The sequence below is a fragment of the Pseudomonas sp. S3_G06 genome (assembly GCF_054667565.1).
This window is the reverse complement of the sequence record NZ_CP162738.1, coordinates 4,138,787-4,151,323: the sequence shown is the minus strand read 5'-3', so window position 1 is coordinate 4,151,323 and position 12,537 is coordinate 4,138,787. Positions and strand designations below refer to the sequence as shown.

At 59.9% G+C, this 12,537-nt stretch carries 10 protein-coding genes; 7 read left to right on the top strand and 3 right to left on the bottom strand.

The annotated features are described in order from the left end of the window. Positions 1–110: 110 nt before the first annotated feature. From AB4N47_RS18635 to AB4N47_RS18620, 4 genes are all read left to right on the top strand, one after another. A complete protein-coding gene (locus tag AB4N47_RS18635) occupies positions 111–566 on the top strand; it encodes a flavodoxin (protein ID WP_341639105.1) in 456 nt (151 codons plus the stop codon). Positions 567–741: 175 nt separating this feature from the next. Continuing rightward, entirely contained in the window at positions 742–1,524 is a 783-nt protein-coding gene (locus tag AB4N47_RS18630; protein WP_341639106.1) for a class II aldolase/adducin family protein, read from the top strand. Beyond that, positions 1,524–2,426 (top strand): alpha/beta fold hydrolase, encoded by a 903-nt coding sequence (locus AB4N47_RS18625; RefSeq protein WP_341639107.1) that lies wholly within the window; start codon positions 1,524–1,526, stop codon positions 2,424–2,426. The genes AB4N47_RS18630 and AB4N47_RS18625 overlap by 1 nt, the downstream gene beginning before the upstream one ends. 152 nt (positions 2,427–2,578) lie before the next feature. Next, positions 2,579–3,490, top strand: a complete 912-nt coding sequence (locus tag AB4N47_RS18620) for an SDR family oxidoreductase (RefSeq protein WP_056782986.1) — start codon at positions 2,579–2,581, stop codon at positions 3,488–3,490. Positions 3,491–3,533: 43 nt separating this feature from the next. Here the strand turns inward: AB4N47_RS18620 and AB4N47_RS18615 are convergent, their stop codons facing one another. From AB4N47_RS18615 to AB4N47_RS18605, 3 genes are read right to left on the bottom strand one after another with little or no spacing between them, the layout of a single operon-like run. Further along, positions 3,534–3,794 carry a hypothetical protein gene (locus AB4N47_RS18615; RefSeq protein WP_341639108.1) on the bottom strand — a complete coding sequence of 87 codons (261 nt, stop codon included), beginning with the start codon at positions 3,792–3,794 and terminating at the stop codon, positions 3,534–3,536. Then, on the bottom strand, positions 3,794–5,725 hold the full coding sequence (locus tag AB4N47_RS18610; protein ID WP_460154299.1) for an S-type pyocin domain-containing protein: 1,932 nt from the start codon (positions 5,723–5,725) through the stop codon (positions 3,794–3,796). Before AB4N47_RS18610 ends, AB4N47_RS18615 begins: the two co-directional genes overlap by 1 nt. A gap of 12 nt (positions 5,726–5,737) precedes the next feature. After that, complete coding sequence (locus AB4N47_RS18605) at positions 5,738–5,875, bottom strand: hypothetical protein (RefSeq protein ID WP_460154298.1); 138 nt, start codon at positions 5,873–5,875, stop codon at positions 5,738–5,740. Positions 5,876–6,583: 708 nt separating this feature from the next. Between AB4N47_RS18605 and AB4N47_RS18600 the strand changes: the two genes are divergently transcribed. The 3 genes from AB4N47_RS18600 to AB4N47_RS18590 all read left to right on the top strand — a co-directional run bounded on the left by AB4N47_RS18600 (position 6,584) and on the right by AB4N47_RS18590 (position 12,462). Beyond that, complete coding sequence (locus AB4N47_RS18600; protein ID WP_038860649.1) at positions 6,584–8,377, top strand: DUF1302 domain-containing protein; 1,794 nt, start codon at positions 6,584–6,586, stop codon at positions 8,375–8,377. Positions 8,378–8,400: 23 nt separating this feature from the next. After that, positions 8,401–9,768, top strand: coding sequence for a DUF1329 domain-containing protein (locus AB4N47_RS18595; RefSeq protein WP_039759308.1), 1,368 nt, complete (start codon positions 8,401–8,403; stop codon positions 9,766–9,768). Between the two features lie 138 nt (positions 9,769–9,906). After that, positions 9,907–12,462 (top strand): LuxR C-terminal-related transcriptional regulator, encoded by a 2,556-nt coding sequence (locus AB4N47_RS18590; protein WP_341639110.1) that lies wholly within the window; start codon positions 9,907–9,909, stop codon positions 12,460–12,462. Positions 12,463–12,537: the final 75 nt, after the last annotated feature.

The window sequence follows — 12,537 nt, the reverse complement described above, 5'->3', positions numbered from 1 at the left end:
AAAGCCGCGGACTGTCTATAGGCCAGCAGCTTCCATTGAGAGCCAATCGCAACTTCGCGGCGTGGGCTGTTACTATCGCGGCTCTTTTTTTCAGTTCCAGGATCAGATTGATGAAAGTCGCCATCCTCTCCGGTTCGGTCTACGGCACCGCCGAAGAAGTCGCCCGCCACGCCCAGAACCTGCTGAAAGCCGCCGGCTTTGAAACCTTCTACAACTCGCGCGCCGCGTTGGCCGATATTCAGGCGTTCGGCCCTGAGGCCCTTCTCGCTGTGACTTCGACCACTGGCATGGGTGAGCTGCCAGACAACCTGCAACCGTTGTATTCGACCCTGCGCGATCAGTTGCCTGCTTCGTTGCGCGGCCTGCCCGGCGCGGTGATCGCCCTCGGTGATGCCAGCTATGGCGACACCTTCTGCGGCGGTGGCGAGCAGATGCGCGAACTGTTTGCCGAACTGGGGGTAAACGAGGTTCAGGAAATGCTGCGCATCGACGCCAGCGAAAGCGTCACGCCGGAAACCGATGCCGAGCCGTGGCTGGCGCAAGTGATTGAAGCGCTCAAGGGCTGAGTGCGGACACTAACCGCTGCCTCTTTTAAGCGTTGTTGCATTGCAACGGATCCAGGCTGTTTGCCCGGCTGACTCGTTCAGTCATCAAGCTGGCTGCCAATGCAACTACGCGATGCCCTGCGCCTGACTAGACTGCTGACACGAGCAGAACAAGAAGAACGCAGAGGTGCATACAGTGAGCGTAGCCCCCGTCCAATCGTCGCCGAATGTCAAAGATCAGGTCAGCGCTGCCGAGTGGCAGACCCGCGTTGATCTTGCCGCCTGTTACCGTCTGGTGGCGCTGCACGGCTGGGACGATCTGATCTTCACGCATATCTCGGCCAAGGTGCCCGGCACCGAAGATTTCCTGATAAATCCGTTTGGCCTGATGTTCCATGAGATCACCGCCTCAAGCCTGGTGAAAGTCGATCAGGCCGGCAACAAACTCATGGACAGCCCGTACGAAATTAACCCCGCCGGTTACACCATTCACAGCGCCGTCCACGAAGTGCGCCACGATGTGGTTTGCGTGCTGCATACGCACACTGTGTCAGGCGTTGCGGTGTCGGCGCAAAGGCAGGGGGTGCTGCCGATCAGTCAACAGTCACTGTTTGTGTTGTCGAGCCTGGCCTATCACGCCTACGAGGGCGTGGCCTTGAATCATGAAGAAAAGGCGCGCCTGCAAGCCGACCTCGGCGACAACAGTTTCCTCATGCTGCACAACCACGGTCTGCTGACTTGTGGCGGCACTATTGCCGATACGTTTCTGATGATGTTCACCTTCCAGCGAGCCTGCGACATTCAGGTCATGGCGCAGACGGGAGGTGCCGAACTGATCGCTATCGAACCGCAGATTCTCGCCGGCGCCAAGGCAATGATTGCCGGCGTCACCAAAAGCGCTCAAGGCATGGGCGGCGCGCTGCCGTGGCCGGCGCTGCTGCGCAAACTCGACCTGCAGGATCCGGGGTATAAATTCTAATGCCACTCGCCGAGATTCCTCTGAGTGTCTGGCGCAAGCGCAGCCGGACTTTTGTCTTTCGTGGCCAGTCGATCCGCTACTGGACAGTCGGGCAGGGTGAACCGCTGTTGCTGATTCACGGTTTTCCCACCGCCAGTTGGGATTGGCACTACCTGTGGCAGCCACTGGCCCAGCGTTATCAGGTGATCGCCTGCGACATGCTCGGTTTCGGCGATTCGGCAAAACCGCGCAATCACACCTACAGCCTGCTGGAACAGGCCGATCTGCAACAGGCGCTGCTCGCCCATCTGCAGGTTGACCAAGCCGTGCACATCCTCGCCCACGACTACGGCGACAGCGTTGCTCAGGAGCTGCTCGCTCGGCACTACGAAAAACGCATCGAAGTTGCCAGTTGCGTGTTCCTCAATGGCGGTCTGTTTCCGGAAACCCATCGTCCGCTGCTGATGCAGAAACTGCTGCTCAGCCCGATTGGCTGGCTGCTCGGCCGCGCTTTCAGCCGTGAGGCGCTGGTCAAAGGTTTCCGGCAGATCTTCGGCGCGCAGACCCAGCCCACTGAAAGCGAGCTGGATGACTACTGGAGTCTGGTCGAAAGCAACCATGGCCCGCGCATCCTGCATAAATTGATCACTTACATCCCCGAGCGCCGGGTGCAACGTGAGCGCTGGGTGACGGCCATGCAGCAGGGTGACATTCCCTTGCGGGTGATCGATGGCGCATTTGACCCGATCTCCGGCGTGCACATGGTCGAGCGATATCGCGAACTGATCCCTGATGCAGACACCGTGCTCTTACCCGGCATCGGCCACTATCCGCAAACCGAGGTGCCGGCGCTGGTGCTCAAGCACTATCTGGCGTTTCGCGATCGTCTGGTATTGCCTCCGCGCAAAGTGGCTTACTCCTGATTCTCGCCGAGAGCACGGGCTCTCGGCGTCCTGACACTCGATCATCCCTCAACCTTATCGCGCACCATTCAGCCGCAGCCGTGTTCGTTGTGACCCAAAGCGCCGTGCCTGACACTCGGGGCAATATCCCTTGGCCTGCTGGAGTTGCCGCGATGAATGAACCTGTGCGTTTCGAAGATAAAGTCGTGATTGTCACCGGCGCCGGTGGCGGCCTCGGGCGTGCCCATGCGCTGCTGTTCGCCAGACAGGGCGCCAAGGTGCTGGTCAACGATCTCGGTGGCTCGACGCAGGGCGAGGGCGCCAACGCTTCGGCTGCCGACCGCGTAGTGGCGGAAATCCGTGAGGCCGGCGGTATTGCCGAAGCCAACCACGACTCGGTGACTGACGGCGACAAACTGGTACAGAACGCCCTCGATGCCTTCGGCCGCGTCGACGTCGTGGTGAACAACGCCGGGATCCTGCGCGACAAGTCATTTCACAAGATGGACGACGCCGACTGGGATCTGGTCTATCGCGTCCATGTTGAAGGCGCCTACAAAGTTACCCGTGCTGCCTGGCCGCATCTGCGCGAGCAAAACTACGGCCGCGTGATTTTCACTGCGTCGACTTCTGGCATTTACGGCAATTTCGGTCAGTCCAACTACGGCATGGCCAAACTCGGGCTTTACGGGTTGACCCGAACGCTGGCGATCGAAGGGCGCAAGAACAACATTCTGGTCAACGCCATCGCCCCGACCGGCGGCACGCGCATGACCGAGGGCCTGATCCCGCCGCAAGTATTCGAGCAACTGAAGCCGGAACTGGTCAGCCCGCTGGTGGTGTATCTGGCCAGCGAGCAATGTCAGGAAACGTCCGGCCTGTTCGAAGTCGGCGGCGGCTGGATGGGCAAGGTGCGCTGGGAACGCAGCCTCGGTGCCGGCTTCGATCCGCGCGAGGGGTTCTCGCCGGAAGACGTCGCGGCGCACTGGCAGCAGATTTGTGATTTCGAAGGGGCGGCGCACCCGAAGGACAATATTGAAGCGTTGAAGGAAATGATGGCGAATTTGCAGAAGTATTCGATTTGAAGTTAACGGAGCCACCAACCCTCGCGGCGGGTGGCTCCAGTTTTCAAATGTATCTTTTTTCTGTCATGAACTTGGGAGGCTTCCAGTTAGGTCCTTTGATAGCCAGGCCCTTTTCTCCCTCCAGCAAGATTCCGGCAGCGAAGAGCCGAGAGTACGATGCTTCCAGGGTCCCATACTCGTCGATCAGGTCTCGATTGTGGCGTCTGATCATCATGTCCAGATGTGGCGTTGCCTGAAGTAACGCGAACACCGTGACAATGTCATCCAGAGGTTCATTTTTAACAATCATCTCAACGGTGCTCATTACCACATCTCCTTCAGCAATTTCTGGTAATCACGTTCTTCCTGCTCCATTGCAGCAGCCAGTGCTTCGGGCGTGTAAAGAAGCGCCGGATCATCTTTTAGCTGGAAATCTTCCAACGTTGCTGTATGCACGTTATTCCAGATCGGTGATCCGATCTCCGGCATCTCGGTATCACCGAAGCCTAAAGCTCTGAATCGTTCGAACTCTCTTATCTCGTGAGTGTAGAAACGTTTGTCGGTGTCCGTAGCTTCGAGTTCTCCACGAGCGATACGCTCCAGGCGTTCAAGCATTACGTCATTGGCAGCTGATTGCGGAAACTTTGAAATGTGTAACTTCACGATGTCCGTTCCTTCCGATGAAACAGCGGCTGTTGCCCACTGCAAATTTGATATTTCATCTCCAATCTCGTCAGGGTTGAAACTACGCCCGCTGTGCTTCCCCTCTTCAGTCGCCCCCTCATAAGGACTGCTGAACACCACATAAAGCGGCTCAATCCCCGAATCAGCCGGAAACACGATGATGAATCGATCCCAGCCTTCGACCAGGATCGGGTTCAGATCCAGCCGCCCTTCAACCGGAACAATAGAAGCGCCGGAATAGGCGGGAGAACCGGTATCCACTATTGGCAAAGCGGTCGATTGGTCACCCGGCGAGATTGCCGGCGTCCAGGTCAGGAAATCGGTGGGCGAGTCCGATAGTGCGACCTTGTATACGTCGTTGAGCAAATCGTATGCGGCATTGAGGACCAGCACACTTGAGCGAATATGGAAGTCATCACTCGTAGCGACGAACACTTGCGTGCCAGCCCCGAGTCGCCTGACGCCTAGCCCGACCTGCATCTCCAAACTACCCTGCCGGTCCGCGATTTCACGTAGCGTCTCGGCCGGCTCGGACGACAGTTCGGCCAGTGGAACGCTCATGGCGAAGCGTTCGCTGTTGCCCAGAGGTGACGGCATCAATAGCGCTGCGAACCCCATCAGTACTGGACTGCCGAACAGCGCCGTGCCCGTCGCTGTCAGGGTCGTTTTTGCGGTGCGTAGCGCATTGAGTATTCCCGCCGAGATAGCCGGGCTGAGCGGGACGGCTGTCGAAGCGAAAGAGACGGCCGGGCCGTTGCTTGCCACTGCTCCAGAAGCCGGAAAGACATGTTTCCTTTCATCCTGTAACCGAGCCTGTTCTGCCGCATGGGCCAGGGCCGCTGCTTCAGCTTTGGCATCTGCCTCGGCCTGGGCGATTTTCAACGCAGCCATCCGCTCTTTCTCCCGAGCTTCAGCCTCAGCATTCAGGCGCGCGGTCTCAGCCGCCAGTCGAGCCTGTTCGGCATCGCGACGCTGTTTCTCCGCCAACGCGGCCAGACGTGCCTGTTCGCGTGCGCGGATTTCTTCCTGCTCCCGGCGCACCGCTTCGGCAATGTCACGCTGGCGCTGTTGCTCCGCGGCAATGCGGGCATGTTCTGCAGCTTGGCGTTGCGCCTCTGCCGCTGCCGCCTGGGCCTGATCCTGGGCCTGCACGGTGGCCAGCCAATTGAGTACGCCAGCCTGTTGCTGGTTGAGCAGCGCCAATGTCTGGCCCAGCAGCCGCGCTTCGTGGGCGGCCCGAAAGGACTCGCTCCACAACGCTCTGCTGCGGACCGCTGCGCCATGCGCGCGCCGATTGGCCGATGCCTGATTCAGGTAATCCTTGAAGGTTTTTCCCAGTGGATCGCTGCCATAAAAGCGGTTGGCGATGGCAGTCTGCCGTTGAAACTCGGCGCTCTTGCGTTGAATCAACGTGTTCCTGACGCCCACTTCGCGGGCCAGTGCTGCGGCAGGTGGCAAAGGATTCGTCGGTCCTTCCAGCCTGGTCGCCGCCAGTTCGACCTCAATGGTTTGTGGAATCGAGGCGGTTCTTGCGTTGAATTCCTGTTCCACGGCGACTTGCGTTTCATGCATCAATTCACGCGTCTACGGATTGGCGCCGGCAGGGCCGAACATGCCGCTGTAGGAGTAATTCATGTCGCGTTCTTTGAATGGTTCGAAGCCATCAGGGCCGAGCTCCCTGATATGTACTGGATCCAGTTCCAACGGTGGAGGCTTTGGCATATTCATATCCTTTTGAATGTGCGTTTTCACTCGCTTGAAAGTGCGCACGGATGGCGATGACATCCGTGTCACCAGCGAATGGTTGAGGTGTTTCAAGTTACATCAGAGTGGCGGTAATCAAATCCGAGAAGCCCGTCAGTAACAGGGCGTTGTGTCGAAAGGGTTTTCGCGGGTTTTCATCGATGCAGAAGGAATTCCTCCGAGCTTCGAAGAAATGTCTGACGCGCTCATCGGAAGCGTTGCCGAACCGCTATCCAGCCTTTTTAAACGCCCATAAAAAAGGCCGCTGCAAACGCAGCGGCCAAGGTAAGACGTTGGATCAAGGAGCTACAAATCAACGTCAGTGAACACCGGGGTGATAAACCGGAAAATCGATTTATCCGAAACCTGTAGCCAATCGCAGCCGCATGCAGCGGAGCGGGCTCAGCGCTTTCCGCAATGTCCGGGAAAGCGCGCTCAGAATAAGTGCTTGAGCCTGTAGGAAAAATACCGATTCCAGACATGCACTGTTACGGGGCGCGCAACAGTGGGGTGCCCATGGATGACGCTGATGATGCGCCATCCAGCCAGTCCATGAACCGCTCAAGGCCCCGCCGTGCAAGGCCATTCATCCTTTCGAGCGACAACGCAAATACCTCCTTGGTGCGCTTATCGACCGCAGCGCCCGGCAGTAGGGTGGGGCCTTCTGTCACTCACCGGGGAAGACGCATGACAAAAACAACAATGCGCGCCATCTTCACACCGCAGGCGCTGGCCGCTGCGGTGGCTCTGGGTTGCGGCGCCCAGGCGCACGCGGTCGCCTTCAATATCGGCGAAATCGAAGGCACCTTCGACTCGTCACTTTCGGTCGGCGCGAGCTGGGGCCTGCGCGATGCCGACAGTTCGCTGGTCGGCACGGTCAATGGCGGCAGCGGACAATCGTCCACCGGTGATGACGGGCGCCTGAATTTCAAGAAGGGCGAAACCTTCTCGAAAATCTTCAAGGGCATCCATGACCTCGAACTGAAGTACGGCGATACCGGCGTGTTCGTGCGGGGCAAATACTGGTACGACTTCGAACTCAAGGACGAAGACCGCGAGTTCAAACAGATCAGCGACAGCGGCCGCAAGGAAGGCGCCAAGTCTTCCGGCGCGCAGATCCTCGATGCCTTCGTCTATCACAACTACGCCATCGCTGATTTGCCCGGCACCGTGCGGGCCGGCAAGCAGGTGGTGAGCTGGGGCGAAAGTACCTTCATCGGCAACTCGATCAACAGCATCAACCCGGTCGACGTCTCGGCATTCCGCCGTCCCGGTGCCGAGATCAAGGAAGGCCTGATTCCGGTGAACATGCTGTTTGGTTCGCAGAGCCTGACCGACAAACTTTCGGTCGAAGGCTTCTACCAACTGGAGTGGGACCAGACCGTTCTCGACAACTGCGGCACGTTCTTTGGCGTTGACGTGGCGGCGGACGGTTGCAACAACGGCTACACCGTCGGCAGCCCAGCGGTGGCGCCACTGGTGCCGCTGACCACTGCGTTCGGCCAAGGCATCCAGGTGACCCGCGAGGGCGTGGTGATCCCCCGTGGCGGCGATCGTGATGCGCGCGATTCCGGGCAGTGGGGCACGGCGCTGCGCTGGCTCGGCGAAGACACCGAATACGGCCTCTACTTCATGAACTACCACAGTCGTACGCCGACGGTCGGCACCACCACGGCGGGGTTGTCGACACTGGCGGCGTTGCCAGGCATGGTCGGTATCGCCAACGGTCTCGCGCCTGGCAGCGGTGCGGGGCTGGCGCAGAGCGTGATGCTCGGGCGCGGTCAGTACTACCTCGAATATCCGGAAGACATTCGCCTGTACGGCGCCAGTTTCTCCACCACGCTGCCCACCGGCACCGCGTGGACCGGCGAGGTCAGCTACCGGCCGAATGCGCCGGTGCAAGTCAACACCAACGATCTCACCCTGGCGCTGGTCAATCCGATTGCCGGCGGCACCGCATCGCCACTCGCGACTTCGCCGGGTGCGGACAACAAAGGCTACCGGCGCAAGGAAGTTACGCAGATCCAGAGCACCCTCACGCACTTCTTCGATCAGGTGCTCGGCGCCGAACGTTTGACTGTGGTCGGCGAAGCGGCGGTGGTGCATGTCGGTGGTCTGGAGTCACGCAGTGAGCTGCGTTACGGCCGTGATTCGGTCTACGGCCAATACGGTTTCGGCGGCGATACCGACGGCTTCGTCACTTCGACATCGTGGGGCTATCGCGCCCGGGCGATTCTCGATTACGCCAACGTCATCGGCGGGATCAACCTCAAGCCCAACCTGTCGTGGTCCCATGACGTCGCCGGTTACGGCCCCAACGGTCTGTTCAACGAAGGTGCGAAAGCCATCAGCTTCGGCGTCGATGCCGACTACCGCAACACCTACACCGCAAGCCTGAGTTACACCGACTTTTTCGGTGGCGATTACAACGTCCTCGAAGACCGTGACTTCGTGGCCCTGAGCTTCGGCGTGAACTTCTGATCTGCCCGAGAAGGATGACTGCAATGCGCAAAACGATTCTGCAATGTGGCGTGCTGGCCTTGAGTCTGCTGGCCGCCAACGTGATGGCGGCGGTGTCGCCGGATGAGGCGAACAAACTCGGCACCAGCCTGACCCCGCTCGGCGCCGAGAAGGCCGGCAATGCGGACGGTTCGATTCCGGCCTGGACCGGCGGCATCCCGAAAAACGCCGGCGCGGTGGACAGCAAGGGCTTCCTCGCCGACCCGTTTGCCAACGAAAAACCGCTGTTCACCATCACCGCCGCCAACGTCGAGCAGTACAAAAGCAAGCTCTCCGATGGCCAGGTGGCGATGTTCAAACGCTACCCGGAAACCTACAAGATCCCGGTCTACCCGACCCACCGCACCGTGGGGGCGCCAGCGGAAATCTATGAGTCGGCCAAGCGCAGCGCGCTGAACGTCAACGCGATCAACGATGGCAACGGCCTGGCCAATTTCACCGGCAACCGCTACTACGCCTTCCCGATTCCGAAGAACGGCGTCGAGGTGCTGTGGAACCACATCACCCGTTATCACGGTGGCAATCTGCGGCGGATCATCACCCAGGTCACGCCGCAGACCAACGGCAGCTACACGCCGATCCGCTTCGAAGAAGAGATCGCCGTGCCGCAACTGATGAAAGACATCGACCCGGAAAAAGCCGCCAACGTGCTGACCTTCTTCAAGCAATCGGTGACCGCCCCGGCGCGGCTGGCCGGTAACGTGCTGCTGGTGCACGAAACTCTCGATCAGGTGAAGGAACCGCGTCTGGCGTGGATCTACAACGCCGGTCAACGCCGGGTCCGGCGCGCACCGCAAGTGGCTTATGACGGTCCGGGTACAGCGGCCGATGGCCTGAGGACTTCCGACAACTTCGACATGTTCTCCGGCGCGCCGGATCGCTATGACTGGAAACTGGTCGGCAAGAAGGAAATGTACATTCCCTACAACAGCTACAAACTCGACTCGCCGAAGCTCAAGTACGACGACATCGTCAAGGCCGGGCACATCAATCAGGACCTGACCCGTTACGAACTGCACCGCGTCTGGGAAGTGATCGGCACGGTGAAACCGAACGAGCGGCACATCTACGCCAAGCGCCACATGTACATCGACGAGGACAGCTGGCAAGTGGCACTGGCCGATCACTACGACGGTCGCGGGCAACTGTGGCGCGTCGCCGAAGGTCACGCCCAGTACTACTACGATCATCAGGCCCAGGCTTACACGCTGGAAGCGCTCTACGACATCATTGCCGGCCGCTACATTGCGTTGGGCATGAAGAACGAAGAGAAGCACAGCTTCGAATTCGGCTTTGAAGCCAAGGCCGCCGATTACACCCCGTCAGCTCTGCGCGCCGAGGGCGTACGCTAACGGGTCTGCTGCACCGCTGGACAAAAGGCGACCGCACGGTCGCCTTTTTTATGGCCATCAATCAGCGTGCTGAATACTCGTCAACAAGGGCGCGGGAGAGGGCTAGGGTGAGCGCACAACGATAAGAAGGCTCACCCGATGACCGCCATGACCCCGTGCCTGGATCGACCCGGATTTTTGCCCAGGCTTTCTTCGCATCATCAACCTCGCAGCCGTTTGAGCGCACCTTTGCTGGCATCCAGCGCGCGGGTGAAGCTGTTGTGCGCGCCCGCGGGCAGTGGCAAAACCGCACTGCTCACCGAATGTCTTCTTCAGGTGCGTGCAGAGTGCGAGGCCATCTGGCTGCCGCTGGCGGGAGTGGCGCTCAGCAGCGAAGAATTCTGCGTGCGTCTGACGCGGGCGCTCGGGCTGGTCGAAGGCCTTGATGATACGCAACTGATGGCGGAGCTGGCCCATTGGTCGAGGCCGACTTCGCTGTTCATCGATGATTACAGTCGTCTGCCGGATCCGGCTGTGGATGCGCTGCTGGATCGCCTGCTGGCGGTCAGCAGCCCGGCGCTCACCTGGTGGATCAGCACTCGGCGCCGGCCGCAGTGCAACTGGCCGCGCCTGTTGCTTGATGACGAACTCTACGAATTCGAGAGCGCCAGCCTGGCGCTGACTCACGATGAAGTGGTATCGGTGTTGCACCATTTGCCGTCAGACCAGGCCGAGCGTGTCGCTGACCGTATCATCCAGCGTACCGGCGGTTGGTGCGCGGGGGCGCGCATGGCGCTCCTGCAAAAGTGCGACTGGTCGCAAAACCTGCAGCCGCAGCAGCGTGTCGACACTCTGCTCGATTATCTGCAGCACGAACTGTTCAGCAACCTGACCTCGGAGCAGGACGAGGCATGGCGTGTGCTGGCTCATCTGCCACGGTTCAACGCGCCGTTATGCGAGCATTTGTTCGGCCCTGGCGAAGGCGCTCAGCTGCTGCGTGATCTGCAAGTGCTGGGCTGCTTCATCGAGCCTTGGCAAGCGTCCGCTGACTGGCTCCAGGTGTTCCGCCCGCTGTCGCGAATCATCCAGGAGTCGCACTGGCCGTGTGCGCGTTCCTGGCACCGGCGCGCCTGTCAGTGGTTCAGCGCGACGCAGGATTGGCGAGCGGCGTTCGAGCAAGCGTTGTTGGCCGAGGAATACGAAACTGCCGTCAGCCTGTTGCAGCATTTGAGCTTCGAGGATCTGTTCGAAGACCAGACCGTCGTCCTGCTGTTGCGTTTGCACGAGCAGCAAAGCCAGCAGCTGACCCTGATGACACCGCAGCTGATCGGGCTGGTTACCGGAGCCTTGCTGTTTGCCGGTCGGTTCGAACAGGCCGGGCAATGTCTGGCTCATCTCGGCCGCTTCATGCCGCAACCGAGAGCGCAGCTGGAGCAGCAACTGCTGGCCCGCTGGCAGGCGCAACAGGGGTGGCTTTTTCACCTGCAAGGGCAAATGGAGCCGGCACGCGCCTGCTTTCAGGAGGCGTTGTCCGCACTGGCTGACGATGCCTGGCAGGCCCGTGTGATGTGCCTGTCGGGACTGACCCAGCAGGCGTTGCTGTGCGGTGAGCTCGATCAGGCCCATGCCCTCAACCGCGAGGCGCTGTGCCTGGCGCGGGCTCACGGCTCCTTGCTGTTCGAAGGCTTGCTTGAGCTTGACCATGCGCAATCGCTCGAGCAGCGAGGCGCGCCTTTGCGTGCGGAAAGCCTGCTGGTGGAGATCGAGCACTTGCTGCGTCAGCGCAGCATGGTGCCCACGCCGCTGCTCGGCCGTATCGCCCTGCGACGCGGACGACTGGCGCTGTGCATGGGCCTTGAAGAGCAGGCTGCGCAGTTGTTCAGCCAGGGCCTTGAAGATTGCCTGCGCAGTGCAGACAAACGAGTCTTGTACGGCTACCTCGGGCAGGCGCAACTGGCCGGCAATCGCGGCGATTATGCCTGCGCTTTCGAGCGCCTGCGCGAGGCCGAAAGGGTCATGCAGCAGCGGCAGATTCCAGATACGGTCTATCGCGGTGTTGTGTTGCAGGTGAGCAGCCAGTTCTGGTTGCAACAGGGCCGACCGCATCTTGTGCAAGAAGCGTTGAGCCGACTCTTACGGCATTACCGGGGACCTTCTGCGTTGCAGGCGCCACCCGCGACGTTCGAACTGATTATTCGCATCGAATACCTGCTGGCCTGCGCGAATGCGCAATCGGTCCCTGACGAAACCGCTCTGTCCACCATTGAACGATTGCTGAAACGGGCTCAGGCCAAAGGCATGTTGGCGGCGGAAACGGAGTTGCTGCTGGCCTTCGCCCAGTTGGCCGAATCGAATGGTGATGCGGTGGCGGCGCAGCAAGCTTTCCAGCGAGCCGCAATGCTGGCGGAGCGCTGCCGGTTGCAGCAAGCCATGCGCGAGTGGGAACTACGCCGAGGCAGCGTCGGCACGGCGTCTGGCAAGCAGATTCCTGTCTGGCTGAGCGAAAACGCTGATCATGCCCCGGGCCTCAGTCGACGCGAGCGCGAAGTGCTGACATTGATTGCTCAGGGTGCTTCGAATCAGCAGGTTGCCGAACAACTGTTTATTTCATTGCATACAGTAAAAACCCATGCGCGACGTATTAACGGAAAGTTGGGTGTGGAGCGCAGAACTCAAGCGGTGGCAAAAGCAAAGTTGATGGGGATACTGATTTAGGTTGTGAAGTTTTGCAGTACAAAAGATTGCATGTGTTTGTTGGCATGTTTTGTAAATTGTTCGCCCTTCAAGTTG

Coding starts and splice junctions, on each gene's coding strand:
- AB4N47_RS18600 (WP_038860649.1), top strand. CDS start 6,584: ATGACAAAAACAACAATGCGCGCCATCTTCACACCGCAGGCGCTGGCC.
- AB4N47_RS18635 (WP_341639105.1), top strand. CDS start 111: ATGAAAGTCGCCATCCTCTCCGGTTCGGTCTACGGCACCGCCGAAGAA.
- AB4N47_RS18615 (WP_341639108.1), bottom strand. CDS start 3,794: ATGAGCACCGTTGAGATGATTGTTAAAAATGAACCTCTGGATGACATT.
- AB4N47_RS18620 (WP_056782986.1), top strand. CDS start 2,579: ATGAATGAACCTGTGCGTTTCGAAGATAAAGTCGTGATTGTCACCGGC.
- AB4N47_RS18595 (WP_039759308.1), top strand. CDS start 8,401: ATGCGCAAAACGATTCTGCAATGTGGCGTGCTGGCCTTGAGTCTGCTG.
- AB4N47_RS18605 (WP_460154298.1), bottom strand. CDS start 5,875: ATGCCAAAGCCTCCACCGTTGGAACTGGATCCAGTACATATCAGGGAG.
- AB4N47_RS18590 (WP_341639110.1), top strand. CDS start 9,907: ATGACCGCCATGACCCCGTGCCTGGATCGACCCGGATTTTTGCCCAGG.
- AB4N47_RS18625 (WP_341639107.1), top strand. CDS start 1,524: ATGCCACTCGCCGAGATTCCTCTGAGTGTCTGGCGCAAGCGCAGCCGG.
- AB4N47_RS18610 (WP_460154299.1), bottom strand. CDS start 5,725: ATGCATGAAACGCAAGTCGCCGTGGAACAGGAATTCAACGCAAGAACC.